The following is a 21494-nucleotide window of genomic DNA, read 5'->3' as shown; positions in this document are numbered from 1 at the left end:
GCGCCCTCCCCTGCCCCCGACCCCCGACCGAGAGGTGCCCCCCGATGGCGACCCGACACCTGGGCCAGGCCCGGGAACTCACCGTGCGCTCCGCCGACCACACCCGACTGCACGTCGAGGTGCGCGGACCCGAGGACGGCCCGACCGTGGTCCTGGCCCACTGCTGGGCCACCTCGCTGGCGTCCTGGGGTCCGGTGGTGCGCGCACTGGACCCCGGGCTCCGCGTGGTGCTGTACGACCAGCGCGGCCACGGACGCAGTCAGACCCCGATCACGAAGGCCGGATACGGCACGGACCAGCTCGCCGACGACCTGTGCGCCGTGTTGGAGGCCACCGTCCCCGAGGGCCGCAAGGCCGTGGTGGCCGGGCACAGCATCGGCGGCATGACCGTCATGGCGGCCGGACCGCGCGCGGTGTTCGCGGACCGGGCCGCCGCCGTCCTGCTCACCAACACCGGGTACACGCAGCTGGTCAAGCGCTCCACCGCGTTCCCCCTACCCGGGCTGCTCGGCGACCTGGGTGCCCAGGCGTTCCTGCGCACGACGCTGCCCATGGGTCCGACCAGCCCGGTCACGTCGGCCGCGTTGGCCTACCTGGTCCTCGGGAGGAACGCGGACCGCCGTGCCAGGCGGTTGACCGCACGGATGGTACACGCGTGCGAACCCGTGGCGCGCGGCCGTTGGGGCCGGGTGCTCGCGACCTTGGAGTTGGAGGAGTCGGCCCGCGCGATCACCGCGCCGACCGTCGTCGTGGCGGGGGCGGAGGACAAGTTCACGCCGCCGTGGCACGCGCACCACACGGTCGACGCCGTCCCGGGCGCCGACGGCCCCGTCGTCGAACTCCCGGGGGTCGGGCACATGGGGCCGTTGGAAGCACCCGAGGCGCTGGCCGAACTGCTGGAGAAACTGACCGCCGACCACGTGGGGGCGGACCCGGTTCGGGACTGAGGCGGATCCGGAACCGGCGGACACCCGAGCCGGGTTGCGCACCGGCGGCCCGGGAGGTGCGCGAGGCGTCTTCCGGGACCGCCGCCCGACCCGCTATCTCTCGAGGAAGGCCAGCAGTGCCTCGTTGACCTCCTCGGCGTGGGTCCAGAGCAGGCCGTGCGGAGCCCCTTCGATCTCGACGTAGTCGGCTGAGGGCAGGAGCGCGGCGAACGGGCGGCCGGTCGCGTCGATCGGCAGGATGTCGTCCGCCGTGCCATGCAGGATCAGCGCGGGGACGTCCACCTTGGGGATGTCGTCGCGGAAATCGGTGAACCACGTCAGGGGGGCCGCGGCGGCGGCGACCGCCCCCGAGCCCGCCGCGACGTTCCAGCTGCCGCGGACCGCCTCCTCACTGATCCTGGTGCCGAGGTTCTCATCGAGGTTGTAGAAGCTCTGGAAGAAGTCGGTGAAGTAGGCGTACCGGTCGGCCTTGACGATCGAGACGATGCCCTCGAAGAAGTCCCGCGGAGCGGCGCCGCCGGGGTTGTCCTCGGTCTTGAGCAGGAACGGTTCCAGGGAGGCCAGGAAGGCGACCTTGGCCACCCGGTCGGAGCCGTAGGTGCTCAGGTAACGGGCGACCTCGCCGGTCCCCATGGAGAAGCCGACCAGGACCGCGTCGTCGATGTCGAGCGTGTCCAGGACCGTCTTCAGGTCGGCGGCGAAGGTGTCGTAGTCGTAGCCGGTGGAGGGCTGGGAGGACTGGCCGAAGCCTCGGCGGTCGTAGGTGATGACCCGGTATCCGGCGTCCAGCAGGGCGGCGGTCTGCTTCTCCCAGGAGTGGCCGCTGAGCGGGTAGCCGTGGATGAGGACGACCGGCTGTCCGGTGCCCTGGTCCTCGTAGTGGAGCTCGATCGGAGTGCTGTTCTCGGTACCGGCGGTGATGCGCCCCATGATGGACCCCTTCCACTCCTGAGAACGATCGTTCTCAGGCAGACCGTGAGCGAGAACGGCCGTTCTCGCTTTTTTCCGAAGTGTAGAGAACGATCGTTCTCATGACAAGTAGACTGAAGGCATGGACGACGAGGAGTACCGCCAACGCATCATCGACGCGGCCGACAGGCTCTACTACGCCCGAGGTTTCTCAGCGGTGGGCATGGACCAACTCAGAGACGCGGCCGGGGTGTCCCTGCGCCGCCTCTACCGGCTCTTCCCCTCCAAGGACGACATCGTCATGGCGGTCCTGCGCGACCGGCGCCGCGCGTGGGCCCGGGGCCTGGGGGAACACGTGGACGCCGCGCCCACGGCCCGGGAGAAGCTGCTCGCGGTCTACGACTTCCTCTCCGACTGGTTCTGCGAGGAGGACTTCCGGGGGTGCGGGTTCATCAACGCCTTCGCCGAACTGGGGGCGGTCAACTCCGATGTCGCCGACATCGCGCGCGAGCACAAGACCTCCTTCCAGGACTACCTGGCCGAACTCGTGGGGCGGATCGGCGCCGACCCCTCCCTGGCGACCCAGCTCGCGCTCCTGGCCGAGGGCGCGCAGACCACCGCCGCCATCACCGGCGACGCCGGGGTGGCCGACCAGGCACGCGCGGCCGCCCGGATCCTCATCGACGCGGCGCTGGCACGCTCCGACGCGAACGGGCGGACCGCGCGGACCGGCACGACGATCGAGGCGTGAACCCGCGTTGAGGGGGAGCGTCGCGATGGTGTCCCCGCACTCGCCGAGCGGCTCCGCTCAGGCCGGGTCCCTCGTGAGCATCGGCACCACGTGCTCCGACACCTCCGAATGCACCTGGTGCAGGCGCGTCTGGACAGCCCTGCGCAACTTGGCCAGACACTCGACCAGGGTGATGTCGTCGCCCACCAGACCGCCCTTGGCCACCACCGGCGTCCCGTCCAGCGGCCCTCCGCTGAGGTGTCCGTGCACCGCCAGCGGCACCACCTCACCGCCCACGTCCACCGCGTGCACGTCCAGCTCGTCCAGCAGGCTGGCGGTCAGGTCGCCCCCGGTCAGGTACAGCCCGCTGGGCAGGGCGTGGGCGCCCGTGGTGTCCGCGATGTCGTGGATGACCCCGGCCACCAGGCGCGCGATCCGCCCCGGCAGCTCGGCCCGGTCCTGGACCGGCAACTCCCGTACGCGCTCGGCGGTCGTCACCACGCGCAGCACGCACAGCTCGGGGAACCCGGAGGAGGACAGCTGCTCGGCCAGCTCCTCGGCGACCGCCTCGGCGTGGTCCCCATCCGGGTCGCTGAGCGCGAGCGCGTCCAGGTCGACGAACCGCACCGCGCCGGTCCGCGCGACCGTGGCGAGCTGACGGCGCGTCAGGCCGGTCGTGCTGCCCGCCACCCCGAGCAGCGGCCCGCGCGAACCCGCCTGTCCGCGCAGCCGCAGCGCGTAGGCCAGCAGTGCCCCCGTGGGCCCCGGGTCGGCCGACACCCACACGACGCCCTCGCTGTGGTGCGCCTCGGCGGCGGCCTCGGCGATGTCGGCCAGGTGCTGCTCGGTGCTCGCGTCACACACCACCACGGGTTCGTCGCCCGCGAGGAGCTCGGCGGTGAGCATCGTCTGCGTGACCTGCCGGACCGGTACGTGCCGCACCGCCAGGTCGGTCTGGGCGGCGAGGATGTCGGACACCACGCTGGTGGTCATCGGAGTGAGGGGGTCCAGGGCGAGGTCGGTGCGCTCCAGCGGTTGACCGTTGAGCAGCTGCACCCCGTCCTCCGTGATCCGCCCGGAGCCGGGAAAGGCGGGGGTGAACAGGACCCGCACGCGGGTTCCGGCGGGCACCCGTTCGCGCACGGCGTCGTAGGTGGCCTCCAGTTCGGCCCCGATGTTGCCCCGCAGCGTGCTGTCGGTCCGTTTGACCACCAGGCCCACCGGCCACACCGCCTCGACCACGTCGGTCACCAGGTCGGCGGCGTGTTCGGCGGGCACGTGGCGGCTGTCCAGGTTGGCCACGACCACGTCGTAGTCGCCCTCCACCCGGCTCACGTGCTCGGGTGTCACCGTGGCCACGCGCATCCCGGTACGCGCGAAACGGGCACCGGTGGCGTTGGCTCCGGTGAGGTCGTCCGCCACCACGAGGACCTGGGCCACGGCACTGCTCCTTCGCACGAAACGCTGGGGTAATCTCCCTCCAACATAGGGCCAAAGACCGCCGTGCGGGGCCTCACCTCGGACGCCGACCGCCAGCGGGCGGAGGAGGTGGGGTGGGGCGGGTGGAGGCACGGAGCCACGACGGGAACCAACTCATTGGTTGTCGCCCCGGATCCCCGCCCCGCCCCCTTCCGGCCACACACGCACCGATTCCCCATTCCAGCAACCGACCGGTTGGCCTAACCTGTCACCATGCGCAACACCACCCGCACCGAGACCACCCGCGCCCTCCTCCTCCAGGCCGCGCGGCACGAGTTCGCCGAGCACGGCATCGCCGGTGCGCGCGTGGATCGCATCGCCGAACGCGCCGGGGTCAACAAACAGCGCATCTACGCCCACTTCGGCGACAAGGAACAGCTCTTCCGCTACGTGGTCGTGAAGGCCCTCAACGAACTCTCCAAGGCCGTGACCGTGACCGACGACCAGGACCCCGCCGCCTACGTCGCCCGCGTCTTCGACTACCACCGCGCCCATCCCGACCTGCTGCGGCTCCTCCTGTGGGAGTCCCTGCACTACGGCAACGCCCGACTGCCCGCCGAGGAGGAGCGGGCCGAGCTCTACGACGCCAAGGCCGCCTCCCTCTCCGACGCCCTGAGCGTCGACACGGAGGTGTCCGACACCCGCCAACTGCTGCTCACCCTGATCGGCCTGGCGGTCTGGCCGCAGATCGCGCCGCAGATCGCCCGGCTCGTCCTGGGCCCCGACGCGGCCAGCGACACCGAACAGGAGCGCCTGCGCGAGTTCCTCGTCGACTTCACGCGCACCGCCCTCGGCCACCCCCCGGCCGCCACCGACCCCGCCGACACCTGACCCCGCGCGCGGCGGGTGCCGTCACCGCCCCCGGTCGCGGCCCTCTTCGCTCTGGCGGACGCCCCAGAGGCGCAGCCCCGGATCACCGCGTCCGCGGGGACACCACGGATCCCGTCTCGGCGCTGCGCCGGGCCGCCTCGATGACCTCCAGTCCGTGGATCACCTCGTGCGGGTCGACCGGCAGCGGCTCCCCCTCCCCGACCGCGTCCCGCACCGCCGCGTAGAACTCCGGGTAGGCACCCTTCGCGCTGGGCACCCGGCGCCCTCGGCCGTCCGCCCCGAGGGTTCCCCACGCCTCCTCCGGCAGCACACCCCAGTCCGGGGCGTCCGGGCGCTCACCCGCCCCCAGCCGGTCCTCCTGGCCGTCCATGCCGTGGCTGGTGAACGCCGCCTCGTCACCGAGCACCCGAAAGCGCGGCCCGTTCTGGGCGGCGAGCGCGCTCATCCACAGGTGGGAACGGGTGCCCCGCTCGTGCGTGAGCGCGAGGAACACGTCGTCGTCCGCGCCGCCCCCGCCGCGCAGGGCATCGACCTCGGCGTAGACCGAGGCGACCGGGCCGAACAGGTTGACCGCCTGGTCGATCAGGTGCGGTCCCAGGTCGTACAGGATCCCGGCGCCGTCGGCGACCGAACCGCTGTCCCGCCACGTCCCCTTGGCCTCGGGGCGCCAGCGCTCGAACCTCGACTCGAACCGGTGCACCCGCCCCAGCGACCCCTCCTCGACCAGGTGCCACAGCGTCAGGAAGTCGGCGTCCCAACGCCGGTTCTGGTACACGGTGAGCGCCCGTCCGAGCCGTTCCGCCAGATCGGTCAGCTCCCGCGCCTCGCTCGCGGTGAGCGCGAACGGCTTGTCGACGACCACCGCCAACCCCGCCTCCAGTGCCGCCCTCGCCAACGGGGCGTGCGTGTGGTTGGGGGTGGTCACGACCGCGATCTCGTACCGATCCGCGTCCGCCCACAGGTCGGCGGCGGTCGGGTAGACGGTGACACCCGGGTAGCGGGCCTCGGCCGCCGCGCGGCGCTCGGGGTCCCCGGTGACCACGGCGGACAGGCGCAGCCCCGGGACCGCGTCGATGATCGGCGCGTGGAAGACCTCGCCGCCCTTCCCATAGCCGACCAGCGCGACGTGCAGCTCAGGTCCACCGTGTGCGCCCAGCTCAGGGCGGTGGGATGCGTCAGACATGCGCCCAATCTACGGCCTGTCGGTACAACGGGATCCAGCAAGACCGGACTGCAAGTTTTCGTATCGTTACGCAAGTTTTTGCGACAAGTCTGGACATGTGAATGAGACGGGACTTTCATCATCAGTAGATGACCTACGCCACACCGATGCGGTCGTTCGCCCCCAGGAGCCCGTGGGCGGACGACGGAAGGGTTGCCATGCGACACACACGGAGCAGTACACCGAGGCGCCACGCGCTCCTGGCGGCCGGCTGCGCGGTCCTCCTCGCCTCGGGCTGCGGCTACCTCAGCGGCGAGGACGACGGCGGCACCGTCGACACCTCCGGTATGGACTGCTCCCCCTACGAGCAGTGGGCGGACATCGGCGGCACGGTCACCATGTACGCCTCGATCCGGGACGAGGAGGCCGAGCGCATGAGGCGCTCCTGGGAGGAGTTCTCCGCCTGCACCGGGATCGCCATCGAGTACGAGGGCAGCGGCGAGTTCGAGGCCCAGCTGCCCATCCGCCTGGACGGCGGCAACGCCCCCGACCTCGCGCTCATCCCCCAGCCCGGCCTGCTCCAGCGCGTGGTCGAGGACGGCCACGCCCTCCCCGTCTCCGACGGCGTCCGCGCCAACGCCGAGGCCGGCTGGGGCGAGGACTGGCGGGGCTACGCCACGGTCGACGGTGAACTGTACGGCTCCCCCTACGGCGCCAACATGAAGTCGATGGTCTGGTACTCTCCCGCGTTCTTCGACGAGAACGGCTACGAGGTCCCCCAGACCTGGGACGAGATGATGGCGCTCACCGAGGACATCGCCGCCTCCGGCACCAAGCCGTGGTGCGCGGGCTTCGAGTCCGGGGACGCCACCGGCTGGCCCGGCACCGACTGGATCGAGAACGTGCTGCTGCGCACCTCCGGCGGCGACGTGTACGAGGACTGGATCTCCCACGACATCCCGTTCGACGCCCCCGAGATCGAGGAGGCCTTCGACCTGACCGGCGACATCCTCCTCGACGAGGAGTACGTCAACGGCACCTTCGGCGGACCGGACAGCATCGCCGTCACCTCCTTCCAGGAGGCCGGGCTCCCGCTGCTCGACGGGGGCTGCGGCCTCTACCTGATGGGCTCCTTCTACGCGGCCAACTTCGACGAGGGCGTCGAGATCGCCGAGGACGGCGACGTCTACGGGTTCGTCCTGCCCCCGCTCGAGGAAGGCGCCCAGGTTCCCGTCATGGGAGGCGGCGAGTTCGCCGTCCCCTTCAGTGACCGCCCCGAGGTCAACGCCTTCCACGAGTACCTGTCCACGGCCGACTACGCGGACAGCCGCGCCTCCGAGGGCGCCTGGGTGTCCGCCCACCGGGACCTCGACCCCTCCACCCTGACCGACCCGACCGACCAGTTCACCCAGCAGGTCCTGACCGACCCCGACACCGTGTTCTACTTCGACGCCAGCGACTCCATGCCCTCGGCCGTCGGCACCGACGTGTTCTGGAGCGGCATGGTCGACTGGGTGACCGGAACCCCCACCGGCGACGTCCTGGAGTCCGTGGAGTCCGCCTGGTAGGACGCCCCGACACGGCCCGGATCCGCGTTCCGGGCCGCTCCCGCCCGTACTCCGCCCGCCCGCGCCCGGGATCCGACACCGGTCGGGTCCCGGGCCCGGCACCGACAAGAGGCCCTCATGGAGTTCTCGTTCCTCGACGAGCTGCCCAAGATCGTGTGGATGCTCATCGGGATCGTCGCCTTCCTCGGCGTCATCGGCCTGGTGCTCGTCCTCCTCGACGCCCCTCGCACCAAACGCGACCGCTGGCAGGCCGTCGCCTTCCTCGCGCCCGCGCTGATCCTGCTCATCGGCGGACTGGTCTACCCGGTGCTGCGCACCACCGTGCTGTCCCTCCACGACCGCTCCGGAACGGAGTTCGTCGGGCTGGCCAACTACGTCTGGATGTTCCAGCGGCCGGAGATCCTGCTGGTCCTGCGCAACACCCTGCTCTGGGTGCTGTTCGCCCCCCTCCTGGCCACCGGCATCGGGCTCGTCTACGCGGTCCTGGTCGACCGCTCCCGGTTCGAACCGGTCGCCAAGTCCCTGGTCTTCATGCCGATGGCGATCTCGTTCGTCGGCGCCAGCATCATCTGGCGGTTCGTCTTCGCCTACCGTCCCGCCGACCAGGAGCAGTACGGGCTGTTCAACCAGATCATCGTGTGGTTCGGTGGCCAGCCGCGCCTGTGGCTGTTGGAACAGCCGGTCAACACCTTCCTCCTCATCCTGGTCCTCATCTGGGTCCAGGCGGGCTTTGCCATGGTGGTCCTGTCCGCCGCCATCAAGGCGATCCCGGCGGAGATGGTCGAGGCTGCCCGGATCGACGGCGCGGGAGCCTGGCAGCTGTTCACCCGGATCACCCTGCCGACCGTGTGGCCGACGCTGTTGGTCGTCCTCGTCACCATCACGGTGCAGACCCTGAAGATCTTCGACATCGTCCGCACCATGACGGGCGGCAACTACGGCACCAGCGTGATCGCCAACGAGATGTACAGCCAGGCCTTCCAACAGGGGCAGGTCGGCCAGGGCTCCGCTCTGGCGGTGTTCCTCTTCCTGCTGGTCATCCCGCTGGTGATCGTGCAGATCCGACGCACACGCAAGGCGAGGGAGCTCGCATGACCCAGGCCACGACCCCCACCGCCCGAAACGCGACGGAAGAGAGCCCGGAGCGTACCGCCTCCCAGCGAACGGGAGGCCCCGCCGCCCGTGTGCGCGCCCGCCTGAGCGGAACGGCGGCCAGCGCGGCGGCGGTGGTGATCGCCGTGCTCTGGACCGTACCGACCGCCGGGCTGTTCGTCTCCTCGTTCCGGCCCGCCGAACAGATCCGCACGACCGGTTGGTGGACGTTCCCGACCTCCCCGGAGGTGACCCTGGACAACTACCGGGACGTCCTGTTCGGGACCGCGGGCGACGGGCGGCTCGCCAGCCACCTCGTCAATTCCGTCGTCATCACCCTGCCCTCGACGGTGTTCGTCCTGGGTCTGGCCGCCCTCGCCGCCTACGCGCTCGCCTGGATCGACTTCCGTGGCCGCGACTGGGTGTACCTGGGGATCTTCGCCCTCCAGATCGTCCCGCTCCAGATGTCCCTGGTCCCGCTCCTGCGGTTCTTCTCCCAGGGAGTGAGCGTCGGCGGGGTTCAGATCCTGCCCGCCTGGGAACTCACGGGAGCCATGGCGTTCACCAACGTCTGGGTGGCGCACACGATCTTCGGGCTGCCGCTGGGGATCTTCCTGCTGCACAACTTCATCGCGCAACTGCCGCGCTCCCTGTTCGACGCGGCGCGCGTGGACGGGGCCGGGCACGGCAGGATCTTCCTCCGCATCGTCCTGCCACTGCTCACTCCGGCCCTGGTGTCACTGGGGATCTTCCAGTTCCTGTGGGTGTGGAACGACCTGCTGGTGGCCCTCATCTTCACCGGGGGCGACAGCGCCACCGCCCCGCTCACCGTGCAGCTCGCCGAACTGGCCGGAACCCGGGGCGAGGACTGGCACCGACTCACGGCGGGCGCGTTCGTGGCCATGGTCGTGCCGCTGATCGTCTTCTTCCTCCTCCAGCGCTACTTCGTCCGCGGCCTGCTGGCGGGCAGCGTCAAGGGATGAGCCAGTGTTTGTTTTGGGCCTGCCGCTTCGCTTCGGCCCGCCCGTCGCCCTCCACCGCCCGGGGGCCGCTCCGCGGCGGGGCGGGCACCCTCAACCGACGCCTTCGGCGCGGTACTCACTCTGTTCGGGCGCCCTCAGGGCAGGGATTCTTCATCCTCGGCGGCGCCTGTCGCTCGTTCCTCGCTACGCGGCTCGCCTCGTCTTGCAGAACCCCGCCGACGCCCGAACGGCACCCCCCCTGGGGTGACCCATCAGCGAAAACCCAAGGCAAGCACGGCTCAGCCGCCGCGCAGCGCCGACCGCGCGGCCTCCAGGACCGTGGTCCGGTACGCGGCGCCGAACAGGCACACGTGCACCAGAAGCGGGTGGAGCTGGTGCAGCGCCACCCGGGAACGCCAGCCGTCGGCCAGCGGCGCCACCTCGTTGTAGGCGTCCCGGACCCGGTCCAGGAACGGCAGACCGAACAGCGCGAGCATGGCCAGGTCGGCCTCCCGGTGACCTCCGTGCGCCGCCGGGTCGACCAGCACCGCGTCCTCGGCCCGCCAGATGATGTTGCCGTTCCACAGGTCGCCGTGCACACGAGCCGGAGGTTCGGGGGCTCCGGCCAGGTCGGGTACGGCCTCCACCACCCGGTCGACGATCCGGGCGTCGGAGGGGGTCAGCGCCCCCTGGTCGACGGCCTGGCGCAGGTAGGGGCGGAGCCGCTGCTCGGCGTAGAAGCGCGACCAGTCCGCGGAGGGCGTGTGGTCCATGGGCAACGGGCCGATGTAGCCGGGCCAATCCGCCCCGAAGTGGTCCGCGCCGGTCAGGTGCATCCCGGCGAGCTGGCGTCCCAGCCGCTCGGCGGCGGGGGGCGAGGGTTCGCACTCCGTCACCCACGGCAGGACGAGGATACGATCATCCCAGGCCACGACGTCGATCGCGGGTGACCCGAGGCCGCGCCCCAACCAGTCCAGCCCGCGCGCCTCGGCTGTGAGCACCCCGCTGGCCGGTGCCCCCCGCGGCAGGGACTTGACGAACAGCCGGGTGCCGTCGGTCAGTTCTGCGTAGGAGATCTCCCAGTCGTGGCTGCTCCCGGCCCACGCGGCACGACGGACACCCCGACCGAGCAGGACGGTGAGGCGGTCGGCCATCGTTCCGGTGACGGGATCCCGGCGGTGGTTCTCGCGGGGCCCGTCGCCGTCACCACCGCCGACGGGGCACACGATCGGGTCTCCGTCCACCCGCGTTACCCACGCAGCCGGACGACGAGTTCACCGGTCAGACCCTTGGCGGCGGACTCGACCATGTTGAGGACGGCCGTGAAGCCGTCGTCGCCGCCGTAGTACGGGTCGGGCACCTCGGGGTTGGGGCCGACCCCCGGTGTGAACGAGCGGAACAGGCGCAGGCGGTCAACGGAGAAACCGAGCTCAGCGCCCCGCTCGCCCACGACCGTGCGCAGGTCCTCCAGGTTGTCCAGGTCCAGGGCCAGGACCAGGTCCCGTTCGGCGAGCAGCGACGGGGTGAACTGCCTGGCCGTGTGGTCGGTCAGGTACCCGTGGACGCGCAGAGTGGACGCGGCGCGCGGGTCCATGCCCCCGCCCACGTGCCAGTCGCCCGTCCCGAAGCTGTCGACGGCGACGAGATCGCCCAGACCCGCCCGTTCGAGGTCGGCGGCCAGGACCTTCTCGGCCATGGGCGAGCGACAGATGTTCCCCAGGCACACGAGGCTGACACGGTACGGCCCGGCGGGGTCACGCGGTTCCGGCAAGCTCATACCTCTTACCGTAACGAAAAACCGCGCAGCTCACGCGCTCGGCGTCCCGAAGAGCCGAAGCAGTGTCCTTGCGGGTCTTCGCCGCGTCTCTCCCTCCGCGGGCTCAGGGGCCGTCGTTCGGGCGCCCGAACACGGGCCGCGGCGAAGCGGAGGACCGAGACGGACACCGCCTACCCCTTGGGCAGGCGCACCACGGTGACGAAGAAGTCGTCGATCTGGCGGACCACCTTGATGAACTGCTCGAAGTCCACCGGCTTGGGCACGTAGGCGTTGGCGTGCAGGCGGTAGCTGCGCAGCACGTCCTCCTCGGCCTCGGAGGTCGTCAGCACCACGATGGGGATGTGCGCCAACTCGTCGTCGGCCTTGACCTCCTCCAGGACCTCGCGTCCGTCCTTGCGGGGGAGGTTGAGGTCGAGCAGGATCAGGTGCGGGCGGGGCGCGTCGGTGTACTCACCCTCCCTGCGCAGGAAACGCAGCGCCTCCACGCCGTCCGAGACCACGTGCAGCCGGTTGCCCAGCTTGTGTTCCTCGAACGCCTCCTTGGTCATGAGGACGTCCCCGGGATCGTCCTCGACCAGCAGCACCTCTATCGGATGCACCAACATGACCTCGCTCAAGCTTCCAGACCCCTGCTCAGGGCCCCGCCCCGTCACCGGGGGGAACCGTACCGTCATCGGTGACGGACCGGGAGGACGACGTCCCACCGGGCTCCGCGCCCGGCTCCGCGCCGTCCACTCCGGAGGCGTCGGTGCCCGCGGGCCGCCGAGCGGCCGCCGGTGCCGGCTCCACGTCCGTGTCCGCGGTCGTGGCTCCGGCGTCCTCCGCCCCCTCGTCCCCGATATCGTCGCTGACGTCCTCGACGGTTCCCGTGTCGGCCGTCACGTCCTCGTCGGGGTCCGCGGGCAGGGACCAGCATATGCGCGTTCCGGTCCGACCGGTGTCCTCCGACCCGTCGTCGGTGTCCAACCAGATCCGACCGCCGTGGAACTCCACGATCTTTTTGCACATCGCCAGGCCGATACCCGTTCCCGTGTACTTGTCACGGGTATGCAAGCGCTGGAAGATCACGAAGATGCGCTCGGCGTACTGCGGTTCGATCCCGATCCCGTTGTCGGTGCAGCAGAACACCCACTCGTCACCGTCGCGCTCGACGCTGATGTGGACCCGCGGGTCCTCCTCCGCGCGGAACTTCACGGCGTTGCCCACCAGGTTGAAGAACACCTGGGTGAGCAGTGTGCGGTCACCCTGGACCGTGGGCAGGGAGTCGCCCGTGACCTCGGCGCCCGCCTCCTCCAGCCTGGTCGACAGGCTGCTCAGCGCGTCGCCCAGCGCCACGTCCAGGTCCACGGACGCGAAGTCCTTGGTCCTGCCGACCCTGGAGAAGGCCAGGAGGTCGTTGATGAGGGTCTGCATGCGCTTGGCTCCCTCGACCGCGAAGTCGATGTAGGAGTCGGCGCGCTCGTCCAGCTGCCCGTGGTAGCGGCGTTGCAGCAGCTGGCAGAAGCTCGCCACCTTGCGCAGCGGCTCCTGGAGGTCGTGGGAGGCGACGTAGGCGAACTGCTCGAGCTCCAGGTTGGAGCGGCGCAGTTCCTCGGTCTGGTGTTCCAGCAGCGTGGACTGCTCCTGGAGCGTACGACGCGCGTTGGCCACCTCGTCGAGGTCGTGCACGATGCGTTCACGCATGGCGTCCACGTCCTGGCCCAGCCGGACGATCTCCGGCGGCCCGTGCAGGCTGATGCGGTGGGCGTAGTACCCCTCCGACACCTGCCTCATGTGCCCGGCGAGCTCTTCCAGAGGTCGCAGGACCCACTGCTGGAGCATGACCCACAGGAACACCGACAAGAACACCACGACCAGACCGACCAGGACCAGCAGCGCGACGACCTGCTGCGTGGCCGTCGTCAACCCGGTGCGGGCCTCGTCGATCTCGTTCAGGAGCTGCTGGTTGGTGGAGTCGCTGACGCGGTTGAGCTCCAGGAAGAGCACCCGGCCGTTCTGGAGGTCCTCCTGGGAGGGGGTCTCCCCGTTGCTGACCTGTTCCAGGACGGGCTCGGCGAACTCCGTGGTCCACGCCTCCCCGGCGACGAGCAGGTCCTCGACGTTGGAGGCCACGGTGGGGTTGTCCTCGGCCCGGTGGGCGAGTTCGGCGCGGTTGTCCAGCAGCTCGACGTTGGCCTCCACGTAGGGCTCCAGGAACTCGCGGTCCTGCGTGAGGATGTAGCCGCGCAGGGCGTGGTCCTGGCTGAGGTAGGCCGAACGGGTCTGTTCGACGGCGTTCACGGCGGGGTTCAGCGAGTCCACCTGCAGCGTGAGCGAGTCACGGGCGTTGAGCGCGGCCAGCGTGATCACCGACACGGCCGTGACCAGCACGACCGCGACCACGGTCAACAGGCTGGTGACGCGGCGGCGCAGGCTCCAGGAGGCGCGTGGTCCGGCCAGCCCGCGCGGCACACCGTCCACGAACAGGACTCCGCCGACCGGCGTGCCCGGGGAGCGGCGGGGCTCGTTCTCCTCGGACTCCACGACCGCCTCCCCGGTACGACTCACTCGGCGTCCCCGTCCACACCGTGCGCGATGAACAGCATCGCCACATCGTCCTGGAGCGGACCGCCGTTGCTGCGTTCGGCCTCGTCCACCACGTACTCGGGCAGGAGGTTCAGGGACACGCCCTGGTCGAGGACACCGCTGACCATCCGTCGCAGACCCGCGACCTCCAGGCGCGCGGGCGGGCCGCCGTCGTAGGCGTCGACGAGGCCGTCGGTGTAGAAGAGCATGCTCGCGCCCACCGGCAGGACGACCTCGTCGACGTCGGCCTGCTCGACGGGGAAGACACCCAGCGGCGGCTGCGGGGAGGCCTGGGTCTCCACGACCGAGCCATCCTGGATGACCAGGGGCGGAGGGTGGCCCAGGACACGGACGCGAACGCGGTCGGTGCCGCTGTCCAGGCTGGCCATGCACAGCGTCGCGTACATCTCCTCCTGGGCCCGCTCGCTGACCAGGATCTCCTCCAGGTTCGGCAGGACCTGGTCCTCGTCGACCCCGGCCATGACCAGGGTGCGCCAGGCGATGCGCAGACTCACTCCCAGAGCGGCCTCGTCAGGGCCGTGGCCGCTGACGTCGCCGATGATGACGTGCGTGGTGCCGTTCTTCTCGACCGCGTCGTAGAAGTCCCCGCCGACCACGGCGCGCTTGCGGCCCGGCCGGTAGTAGGCGCGGTGGCTCAGGGGCGAGCTCTGGAGCAGGACCTGGGGCAGGAGGCCGCGTTCGAGGCGCGTGTTCTCGCGGGCGCGCATGCGGGCCTCGTTCAGCTGCCGGGCGTTGTCGTCGGCGCGGCGGCGCTCCAGTGAGTAGCGCAGGCTGCGGCCGAGGAGGGAGCCGTCGACCTGGCCCTTGACCAGGTAGTCCTGGGCTCCGGCGGCCACCGCGGCCACGCCCTCGTGCTCGTCGTCCAGGCCGGTGAAGACGACGACGGCGGCCGAGGGCGCGCTCTGGAGCACCTCGCGCAGCAGGTCCAGGCCCTGGGCGTCGGGAAGGTTGAGGTCGAGCAGGACGCAGCCGCGGAAGTCCTTGAGGGGCGCGCGGGCGTCCCCGAGCGTGGTGACCCACGTGATGCGCGTGGCCAGAGGGGTGTCGGCGAGCAGCTCCTCGGCGAGGAGGGCGTCGCCCGGATCGTCCTCGACGAGCAGGATGTCCACCGATTCGACGGGTGCCTCCGGACGATGTGCCGGGTCGGCGCCGTCACCGAGGGCGGCGCCGTCATAGGCGGCGGCGCCGTGTGTGGTGGCGGTACCGGCCGCCTCGTCACCGATCACCGTCACGGGATCGTGCCCTGTTCTCCTGGTATCCACTCATCGCCTTTGATCTGCTGGCTCGTGGGGCGCTGTCGCACCGCGTGTCCCGGGGTTGGACACCTCGGGTCTTCCCGGCGGTTCGGACCCGCACGACAACCAAACGATAAACGCCACGGCGACCTGTTGACCAGCGGGCGTGACGAGACACATCCAACGTCGGCGCGTTCAGGGGGCATCCCTTCGCCGCACGTAGGAGCCCCGGAGGCGCGCGGGAATGCACGTGCAGGCCCGCTGCAAAGGGTTTTGGCACACGCATCAGCGCGTGCATGGGGAACATGCGGGATGTGATGTTCCGCTCGGCCCGGCGTGCATCGGCAATGTATCTGACACGGTGTCATATACCTCTTGACACGCCGCCCCGTCTTGATGACATCATGTCATGAAATTTCCGAGACGGAAGGCGGAAGCCCGGATGAGCGCGACGGCCCAGGCCACCACGCCCCAGGAGTCCGGGGCCCCGTTCTCCGAACGGCTCAAGGCCGCGACCTGGAGCGACCACGGGGCGGCGGAGCACCACGGATTCACCCAAGCCCTCATGAGCGGCACGCTCCCGATCGGCGGCTACACCGCCATGGTCGCGCAGCACTACTTCGCCTACGCGGCCCTGGAGGACCTCGGCCGCGCCCTGGCCGACGACCCGGTGGCGGGACGCTTCCACTGGCCCGGACTCCCGCGCGTCCCCGCGCTCGCCCTCGATCTGGAGCACCTCCTCGGCCCCGGGTGGCGCGACCAGATCTCCCCCACCCCCGCCACCCGCACCTACGTGGCACGTATCGAGCAGATGGCCGACCATCCCGAGGGGTTCGTCGCCCACCACTACACGCGGTACATGGGCGACGTGTCCGGCGGCCAGTTCATCCGCCAGGTGGCCGCCAGGACCTACGGGCTCACGCACGAGGGACTGTCCTTCTACGTCTTCGACGAGCTCGGCAGCCTGCCCCGGTTCCGCTCCGGCTACCGCGAACGACTCGACTCCCTGGACCTGGCCCCGGCCGACGCCGACCGCCTCGTCCGCGAGACCCGCCTGGCCTACCAGCTCAACACCGAGGTCCTGGCCGACCTGGGACGTGTGTGGCGACCCCGGTAGGAAACCTCCTCCCCGCCTTCCTCGTCCTTGCGGCGGTCACACCGGACGCCCCCGCCCGGCGCCGCGGTACGCACCCGGGGGCCGCGACGCGTGACACCATAGGAGGATGCCCAAGATCACGGCACCGACCATCGCCGCGCACCGTGCCCGCACACGGGAGCGCATCATGGCGGCCGTCGACGAGCTGATCCGGTCACAGGGGATCGACCGCGTCTCCATGACCCACGTGGCCAACGCCGCGGGCATCACCCGCACGGCCCTGTACAACTACTTCCCGGACAAGGCCACGCTGCTGCTGGCCTTCACCGAGGAGGTCAGCAGCGCGTTCGTCGACCAGTACGAGCGCGAACTCCCGTCCGGTGTGTCGGCCGCGCGCAGGGTCTCCGCGTTCGTCCGCCTCCAGCTCGAAGGCATCGTCGCCCACCCGCATCCGCCAGCGGCCGAACTCGGGGCCAGCCTCGGCCCGGACGCCTACCAGGCACTCGCCGCGCACGTGGCGCCTATGCAGCGCCTGCTCACCGGGATCCTGGAGGAGGGCACCGCCGCCGGCGAATTCGACCCGCTACCCCCCGAGGCGACCGCACGGCTCACCCTGTCCATGGTGGGGTCCCAACGCATCCCGCTCGTCAGCGGGGAGATCGACCTGGACGAGACCCACGCGCTCGTCACCCGGTTCGTCCTCCGGGCACTGGGAGTGCCAACCGAAACCGTCGACACGATCCTGCCGAAATCGACGCGCACCGTAACCCACGGTACGAGTACGTGAGCACAGCGCGATAAGGGCGGGTCCGTAACGCGAGCGGTCAACCCCTCCCAGGCGGACCGAGTCGCGACGTGTCGGCGCCTTCGGTAAGAATCGGGCTGCCCGCCCCTCCCGGGCGCCCGACCACCCCGCCGAGTCGTGAGGCCCTCCCCGACGTGTCCCTCGTGCTGATCCTGTTCGGCACCGCCCTGGTGTCGCTCGCGCTGTTCAACAAGGTGCCCCGCTACGTGGCGCCGAGCCGTCCCACCACCGGGCGCGGCGCCGCGCCCGCACGTGGGGGCACGGCGACCCGTCGCGCCGCGACCGGGCCCCGGGCCGGCGTTCGCCCCCGGGTCCGGCTGGTCTCGGCGCGGCTCACCGAACAGGGACGCGCCCTGTGCACGGCGGTCGGGGGAAGCGCGCTGATCGTGGCGTTCTTCCTCACCCTCTCCGGCCTCTGAGGCCGCCGAACTCCCCCGCCATGCGCACGAGCAGCCCGCCGACGGCCGTGGCCGCCACCCCGCCCGTCACCGCCGCGGCCGTGGCCAGCCGCGCGCGCAGGCGGCTGTCGCGGTGAGCGGCCAGTTCCGCTTCCGCCCGGGCCCGGGCGTCGAACGCGCCCCCGCACAGCTGCGCGTCCAGCTCCACCGCCCGCCAGGACGACGACCAGGGGCTCAGTGGCGCGAGGCCGCCGGGCACGGCGTTCGTGCGCGGCTTCCACCGCACGGAGGCGGAGGCGGCTCCCGTTCCGGAGATCGGGAGAATCCGCGGCTCGGGACCGCTGTAGCGGAGTTCGCCGGGGGCGTTGGTCAGCAGTTCCGCGAGCAGCTTGGCGCAGGCCCGGGCGTCCCCCAGAGCGGTGTGCTGACCGGTCGGCCAGTCCCCGCTGAGCGCGTGGGAGGCCCGGGCGAGCGAGTACCGCCCCAGGTCGAGTTGGGAACGCAGGGCCCGCAGCGTGCACAGGCCGGACTGGCCGGCGGGGAGCCCCGCGGGGATCAACTCCGAGGCCAGGAAACGCTGTTCGAAGTCCAGGTTGTGGCTGACCACGACCGCGCCGGAGATGAGTTCGGTCAGTTTGGGCACCAGCTGGGCCGAGGTGGGGGCGCCGACGGTGTCGCTGTCGCCGATGCCGTGGAACTCGTGCCCGCTCACCTCGGCACGCGGGTCCACCAGCGTGTTGAACTCCTCGATCACCGTTCCGTCACCGCGCACGCGCACCACGGCGATCTCGACCACGCGCGCACCCGTGCTCGGGTCCAGCCCCGTCGTCTCGGTGTCGAGCACCGCGTACTCCAGGTCCGCCGCCCGCAGGCCGACCCGTCTCCGGGTCAGCGCGCCCATTCGCAGCGTTCCCATCGCGTGCTCCACTTCCTCGTCACCGCCGATCCACCGGTGTCCGGACCGGTCCGTGCTCGAACCGACCTTACTCCCCGTGCGCACCGGTACCACGGCCGTCCGAGGAGCCGACCGGGCCGCGTGTGGCCGGGGTACACGTGTGAGCGGGAACGAGAGGCCGACGGAGTGGTCGATCCCACCCCGCGACCGGAAGAAAGGCTGATTATGTAACGTTCTTAGTCGTGTCCACAGAAACATGGACACTCCCCGCGCACCTGAACCTCAACGGCGAGGAGAGCCCGCATGACCGACACCCCGCAGCCGACGCTGAGCCCGCACCCGGAGTACGTGCCCCTCGCCGAGGCCACCCGCTCCGGTATGCGCGAGAGCGTCCACTACGGCGCGGTGGTCGCCCTGTCCGCGACCGGACGGATCGCGGTCGCGCGCGGGCCCGTCCACCAGCCGATGTTCCCCCGCTCGGCCGCCAAGCCCTTCCAGGCCCTGGCCATGCTGCGCGCGGGCGCCCCGCTGGAGGGCCCCTCCCTGGCCATCGCCGCGGGCAGTCACGGAGGCGAGGACCTGCACGCCGCCGAGGCCGAGCGCATCCTCGCCAAGGCCGGTCTCACCCCCGACGCACTGCGGTGCCCCGCCGACATCCCCGGCGGGCGGGCCGCGCGCCGCGCGTTCCTGCGGGCGGGCCGCGAGCCCGAGCGCCTCCTCATGAACTGCTCCGGCAAACACGCGGGCATGCTCTCCGCCTGCGTCGAGCGGGGCTGGAGCACCGACGACTACCTCGACCCCGGCCACCCCCTCCAGGTTCTCGTCCGCGAGACCATCGAGGAACTGACCGGGGAGCACGTCGCGCACACCGCCGTCGACGGCTGCGGGGCTCCCCAGCTCGCCGTCTCCCTGGCCGGACTGGCCCGCGGCCTGTGGCGGATGCGCACCTCCCCCGAGGGCAGCCGGGAACGCGCCGTCACCGACGCCATGAGCGCCCACCCGGAGTACGTGTCGGGTACCGACCGGATCGACACCGAGCTGATGACCCGGGTTCCGGGGGCGGTGGCCAAGATCGGCGCGGACGGGGTACACCTCATCGGCGCGCCCACCGGCGAGACCGTCGCGGTCAAGATCAGCGACGGCGACGCCGAGGAGCGGGCGCGTACCCTGGTCGCACTCAACGCGCTGCGCACCATCGGCGTGGACGTCTCCCCCGTCCAGGACCGGCTGCGCGTCGAGATCTACGGCGGCGGCGCGCCCGTCGGGGAGGTCCGCGCGCTGTAGACCGGACATCCGACCCCCGGTGGGACTCGACTTCGGAAGGGCACCACAGTGCCGGACACCCTCAAGGACATCGTCATCGTCGGCGCCGGTATGGCGGGGCTGCACGCCGCGGAGGCCCTGCGGGAACAGGGCTTCGACGGACGGCTCACGGTGGTCGGTGAGGAACCGTACCGCCCCTACTCGCGGCCCCCGCTGTCCAAGGAGGTCCTGACCGGGGTCGGGATGGACCCGTCGAACGGCGGGCCCGGCTGGCTCGTGGGCCACCGCTCCCTCCGGTTGCGCGACGACGCCGACGTGGACGCCCTGGACCTGGACCTCCGCCTGAACACCCGGGCGGTCGGGCTCGACGCCCGGGCCCGTGAGATCGACGTGACCGGCCCGGAGGGCGGCGGGACCGTGCGCTACGACGGCCTCGTCATCGCGAGCGGTGCGCGGGCCCGACGCCCCGACACGCCCCTCGGCGGCGTGCACGTCCTGCGCACCCTCGACGACGCCGAGGCCGTACGCGCGGCCTTCGACTCGGGTGGGCGCCTCGTGGTCGTCGGAGCGGGGTTCGTCGGAGCGGAGGTGGCGGCCAGCGCCCGTGCCGTGGGTATGGAGGTGACCCTGGTGGAGGCGGCGCCGACGCCGCTGACACGGGTGATCGACCCGAGGATCGGGCGGATCCTGACCGAACTGCACCGGGAGAACGGGGTCGACGTGCGCCTCGGGGTCGGCGTGACCGGGTTCGAGGGCGCCGACCGCGTCGAACGCGTCCGGCTGGCGGACGGGTCGTCGATCGAGGCGTCCCTCGTGGTGGCCGGGTTGGGCGTCCACCTGAACACCGAGTGGCTGCGCGGTTCGGGTGTGGAACTGCTCGCCGACGGCGCGGTGGTCTGCGACGAGTTCTCCGCGACGTCCGCGCCCGGCGTGTACGCCGTCGGCGACCTGGCGAACTGGCCGCACCCCCGTTACGGTGGCCGGATCCGGCTGGAGCACTGGACGAACGCCAGCCAACAGGGCGCGGCGGCGGCGAACAACCTCCTCGCGGGCACGGGCCGGACCCCCTTCACCCCGGTCCCCTACTTCTGGTCGGACCAATACAAGATGAAGATCCAGCTGCTGGGGCAGGGCGCACCCGCCGATGAGGTCGCCTTCGTGCACGGATCTGCGGAGGACCGGAAGTTCGTGGCCTTCCTGGGCCGGGACGGGATGCTCACCGGGGTGCTGGGACTGCGGTCAACGCCCCGCACCATGCGGTACCGGGGCCTGCTGGAGAAGCCCACGCCATGGGATGAGGCGCTGACCGCCGCGGGGGCTACTCCTTCACGGTGATGGCCTGCTTGGGGCACAGGCGCGCGGCCTCACGCACCTTCTCGTGCAGTTCGGCGGACGGCTCCTCGGTCAGCAGGTAGAGATAGTCGTCGTCGCGGACCTCGAAGACCTCGGGGGCCGCTCCCATGCACAGGGCGTTGCTCTCGCACTGGTCGAAGTCGACCTCGACTCGCATGACTGTCCCTTCCTCGCGCGGATTGCGGGTGCCTCGACTCTAATGCCGCACCGGGCCCCGGCCCACGAGGCCCGCGGCCCCCGAGGGGGTGTGCCTTGGGCGCGCCGTGTGAACCTTCTCCCCGTTTGGGCGGTCCTACCTCCCACAATCCCACGGGGCCCAGGAGCCCCGTACGAGGAAGGGGACGCGTTGACCGCCTACAAAGGCACATCAGAAGAAGCACGGCTGGGGCCCCGACCCCCGGTGGCG

Annotated in this window: 21 protein-coding genes; 11 read left to right on the top strand and 10 right to left on the bottom strand. The window is 71.1% G+C overall.

Annotated elements, in window-relative coordinates:
• The first annotated feature begins 44 nt into the window (after positions 1-44).
• Positions 45-947 (top strand): alpha/beta fold hydrolase, encoded by a 903-nt coding sequence (locus KIK06_RS00725; protein WP_017599779.1) that lies wholly within the window; start codon positions 45-47, stop codon positions 945-947.
• Positions 948-1040: 93 nt separating this feature from the next.
• On the opposite strand, the gene KIK06_RS00720 is transcribed toward KIK06_RS00725, so the two are convergent.
• Positions 1041-1877 carry an alpha/beta fold hydrolase gene (locus tag KIK06_RS00720; protein WP_017599780.1) on the bottom strand — a complete coding sequence of 279 codons (837 nt, stop codon included), beginning with the start codon at positions 1875-1877 and terminating at the stop codon, positions 1041-1043.
• Between the two features lie 121 nt (positions 1878-1998).
• On the opposite strand from KIK06_RS00720, the gene KIK06_RS00715 reads away from it, so the two are divergent.
• Complete coding sequence (locus KIK06_RS00715; RefSeq protein WP_017599781.1) at positions 1999-2607, top strand: TetR/AcrR family transcriptional regulator; 609 nt, start codon at positions 1999-2001, stop codon at positions 2605-2607.
• A gap of 57 nt (positions 2608-2664) precedes the next feature.
• On the opposite strand, the gene KIK06_RS00710 is transcribed toward KIK06_RS00715, so the two are convergent.
• On the bottom strand, positions 2665-4026 hold the full coding sequence (locus KIK06_RS00710; RefSeq protein WP_268641490.1) for a four-carbon acid sugar kinase family protein: 1362 nt from the start codon (positions 4024-4026) through the stop codon (positions 2665-2667).
• Between the two features lie 252 nt (positions 4027-4278).
• On the opposite strand from KIK06_RS00710, the gene KIK06_RS00705 reads away from it, so the two are divergent.
• Entirely contained in the window at positions 4279-4896 is a 618-nt protein-coding gene (locus tag KIK06_RS00705) for a TetR/AcrR family transcriptional regulator (protein WP_017599783.1), read from the top strand.
• A gap of 82 nt (positions 4897-4978) precedes the next feature.
• On the opposite strand, the gene KIK06_RS00700 is transcribed toward KIK06_RS00705, so the two are convergent.
• Positions 4979-6079 carry a Gfo/Idh/MocA family oxidoreductase gene (locus KIK06_RS00700; RefSeq protein ID WP_268641489.1) on the bottom strand — a complete coding sequence of 367 codons (1101 nt, stop codon included), beginning with the start codon at positions 6077-6079 and terminating at the stop codon, positions 4979-4981.
• A gap of 197 nt (positions 6080-6276) precedes the next feature.
• Between KIK06_RS00700 and KIK06_RS00695 the strand changes: the two genes are divergently transcribed.
• From KIK06_RS00695 to KIK06_RS00685, 3 genes are all read left to right on the top strand, one after another.
• The gene (locus KIK06_RS00695) at positions 6277-7626 is read left to right on the top strand and encodes an ABC transporter substrate-binding protein (RefSeq protein WP_268641488.1); all 1350 of its coding nucleotides are present in this window, start codon (positions 6277-6279) and stop codon (positions 7624-7626) included.
• A 117-nt stretch (positions 7627-7743) separates the two neighbouring features.
• Positions 7744-8721 (top strand): carbohydrate ABC transporter permease, encoded by a 978-nt coding sequence (locus KIK06_RS00690; protein WP_268641487.1) that lies wholly within the window; start codon positions 7744-7746, stop codon positions 8719-8721.
• On the top strand, positions 8718-9701 hold the full coding sequence (locus tag KIK06_RS00685) for a carbohydrate ABC transporter permease (RefSeq protein WP_017599786.1): 984 nt from the start codon (positions 8718-8720) through the stop codon (positions 9699-9701). The genes KIK06_RS00690 and KIK06_RS00685 overlap by 4 nt, the downstream gene beginning before the upstream one ends.
• A gap of 278 nt (positions 9702-9979) precedes the next feature.
• Here the strand turns inward: KIK06_RS00685 and KIK06_RS00680 are convergent, their stop codons facing one another.
• The 5 genes from KIK06_RS00680 to KIK06_RS00660 form a co-directional block, all read right to left on the bottom strand.
• Positions 9980-10924 (bottom strand): fructosamine kinase family protein, encoded by a 945-nt coding sequence (locus KIK06_RS00680; RefSeq protein WP_017599787.1) that lies wholly within the window; start codon positions 10922-10924, stop codon positions 9980-9982.
• 5 nt (positions 10925-10929) lie between these two features.
• A complete protein-coding gene (locus tag KIK06_RS00675) occupies positions 10930-11457 on the bottom strand; it encodes a low molecular weight protein-tyrosine-phosphatase (protein WP_268641486.1) in 528 nt (175 codons plus the stop codon).
• A 170-nt stretch (positions 11458-11627) separates the two neighbouring features.
• The gene (locus tag KIK06_RS00670; protein WP_026127813.1) at positions 11628-12062 is read right to left on the bottom strand and encodes a response regulator; all 435 of its coding nucleotides are present in this window, start codon (positions 12060-12062) and stop codon (positions 11628-11630) included.
• 28 nt (positions 12063-12090) lie between these two features.
• Positions 12091-13980 (bottom strand): sensor histidine kinase, encoded by a 1890-nt coding sequence (locus KIK06_RS00665; RefSeq protein WP_442789814.1) that lies wholly within the window; start codon positions 13978-13980, stop codon positions 12091-12093.
• Positions 13981-14000: 20 nt separating this feature from the next.
• A complete protein-coding gene (locus tag KIK06_RS00660) occupies positions 14001-15275 on the bottom strand; it encodes a PP2C family protein-serine/threonine phosphatase (RefSeq protein ID WP_268641485.1) in 1275 nt (424 codons plus the stop codon).
• 445 nt (positions 15276-15720) lie between these two features.
• Between KIK06_RS00660 and KIK06_RS00655 the strand changes: the two genes are divergently transcribed.
• From KIK06_RS00655 to KIK06_RS00645, 3 genes are all read left to right on the top strand, one after another.
• Positions 15721-16395 carry a biliverdin-producing heme oxygenase gene (locus KIK06_RS00655; protein ID WP_017599792.1) on the top strand — a complete coding sequence of 225 codons (675 nt, stop codon included), beginning with the start codon at positions 15721-15723 and terminating at the stop codon, positions 16393-16395.
• Between the two features lie 106 nt (positions 16396-16501).
• On the top strand, positions 16502-17161 hold the full coding sequence (locus KIK06_RS00650; protein WP_268641484.1) for a TetR/AcrR family transcriptional regulator: 660 nt from the start codon (positions 16502-16504) through the stop codon (positions 17159-17161).
• 152 nt (positions 17162-17313) lie between these two features.
• The gene (locus KIK06_RS00645) at positions 17314-17598 is read left to right on the top strand and encodes a hypothetical protein (protein WP_268641483.1); all 285 of its coding nucleotides are present in this window, start codon (positions 17314-17316) and stop codon (positions 17596-17598) included.
• On the opposite strand, the gene KIK06_RS00640 is transcribed toward KIK06_RS00645, so the two are convergent.
• Complete coding sequence (locus KIK06_RS00640) at positions 17579-18493, bottom strand: 3'-5' exonuclease (protein WP_268641482.1); 915 nt, start codon at positions 18491-18493, stop codon at positions 17579-17581. The genes KIK06_RS00645 and KIK06_RS00640 overlap by 20 nt on opposite strands.
• A 282-nt stretch (positions 18494-18775) precedes the next feature.
• Here KIK06_RS00640 and KIK06_RS00635 point away from each other — a divergent pair, with 282 nt between their 5' ends.
• Positions 18776-19756, top strand: coding sequence for an asparaginase (locus KIK06_RS00635; RefSeq protein WP_017599795.1), 981 nt, complete (start codon positions 18776-18778; stop codon positions 19754-19756).
• Positions 19757-19804: 48 nt separating this feature from the next.
• A complete protein-coding gene (locus tag KIK06_RS00630; protein WP_268641481.1) occupies positions 19805-21070 on the top strand; it encodes an NAD(P)/FAD-dependent oxidoreductase in 1266 nt (421 codons plus the stop codon).
• Here KIK06_RS00630 and KIK06_RS00625 read toward each other — a convergent pair.
• Positions 21054-21245, bottom strand: a complete 192-nt coding sequence (locus KIK06_RS00625) for a ferredoxin (protein WP_017599797.1) — start codon at positions 21243-21245, stop codon at positions 21054-21056. The two genes, KIK06_RS00630 and KIK06_RS00625, sit on opposite strands and share 17 nt — an antisense overlap.
• Between the last annotated feature and the right edge of the window lie 249 nt (positions 21246-21494).

It is taken from the genome of Nocardiopsis sp. EMB25, from assembly GCF_026797795.1.
In the GTDB taxonomy this organism is placed as follows: domain Bacteria; phylum Actinomycetota; class Actinomycetes; order Streptosporangiales; family Streptosporangiaceae; genus Nocardiopsis; species Nocardiopsis lucentensis.
Note: the sequence above shows the minus strand (reverse complement) of the source record. Positions and strands in the feature narration are given on the sequence as shown.

Excerpts from the sequence above, each read along its gene's own strand:
- KIK06_RS00725 (WP_017599779.1), top strand. The coding sequence starts at position 45 with ATGGCGACCCGACACCTGGGCCAGGCCCGGGAACTCACCGTGCGCTCC.
- KIK06_RS00720 (WP_017599780.1), bottom strand. The coding sequence starts at position 1,877 with ATGGGGCGCATCACCGCCGGTACCGAGAACAGCACTCCGATCGAGCTC.
- KIK06_RS00715 (WP_017599781.1), top strand. The coding sequence starts at position 1,999 with ATGGACGACGAGGAGTACCGCCAACGCATCATCGACGCGGCCGACAGG.
- KIK06_RS00705 (WP_017599783.1), top strand. The coding sequence starts at position 4,279 with ATGCGCAACACCACCCGCACCGAGACCACCCGCGCCCTCCTCCTCCAG.
- KIK06_RS00700 (WP_268641489.1), bottom strand. The coding sequence starts at position 6,079 with ATGTCTGACGCATCCCACCGCCCTGAGCTGGGCGCACACGGTGGACCT.
- KIK06_RS00695 (WP_268641488.1), top strand. The coding sequence starts at position 6,277 with ATGCGACACACACGGAGCAGTACACCGAGGCGCCACGCGCTCCTGGCG.
- KIK06_RS00690 (WP_268641487.1), top strand. The coding sequence starts at position 7,744 with ATGGAGTTCTCGTTCCTCGACGAGCTGCCCAAGATCGTGTGGATGCTC.
- KIK06_RS00685 (WP_017599786.1), top strand. The coding sequence starts at position 8,718 with ATGACCCAGGCCACGACCCCCACCGCCCGAAACGCGACGGAAGAGAGC.
- KIK06_RS00675 (WP_268641486.1), bottom strand. The coding sequence starts at position 11,457 with ATGAGCTTGCCGGAACCGCGTGACCCCGCCGGGCCGTACCGTGTCAGC.
- KIK06_RS00670 (WP_026127813.1), bottom strand. The coding sequence starts at position 12,062 with ATGTTGGTGCATCCGATAGAGGTGCTGCTGGTCGAGGACGATCCCGGG.
- KIK06_RS00655 (WP_017599792.1), top strand. The coding sequence starts at position 15,721 with ATGAGCGCGACGGCCCAGGCCACCACGCCCCAGGAGTCCGGGGCCCCG.
- KIK06_RS00650 (WP_268641484.1), top strand. The coding sequence starts at position 16,502 with ATGCCCAAGATCACGGCACCGACCATCGCCGCGCACCGTGCCCGCACA.
- KIK06_RS00640 (WP_268641482.1), bottom strand. The coding sequence starts at position 18,493 with ATGGGAACGCTGCGAATGGGCGCGCTGACCCGGAGACGGGTCGGCCTG.
- KIK06_RS00635 (WP_017599795.1), top strand. The coding sequence starts at position 18,776 with ATGACCGACACCCCGCAGCCGACGCTGAGCCCGCACCCGGAGTACGTG.
- KIK06_RS00625 (WP_017599797.1), bottom strand. The coding sequence starts at position 21,245 with ATGCGAGTCGAGGTCGACTTCGACCAGTGCGAGAGCAACGCCCTGTGC.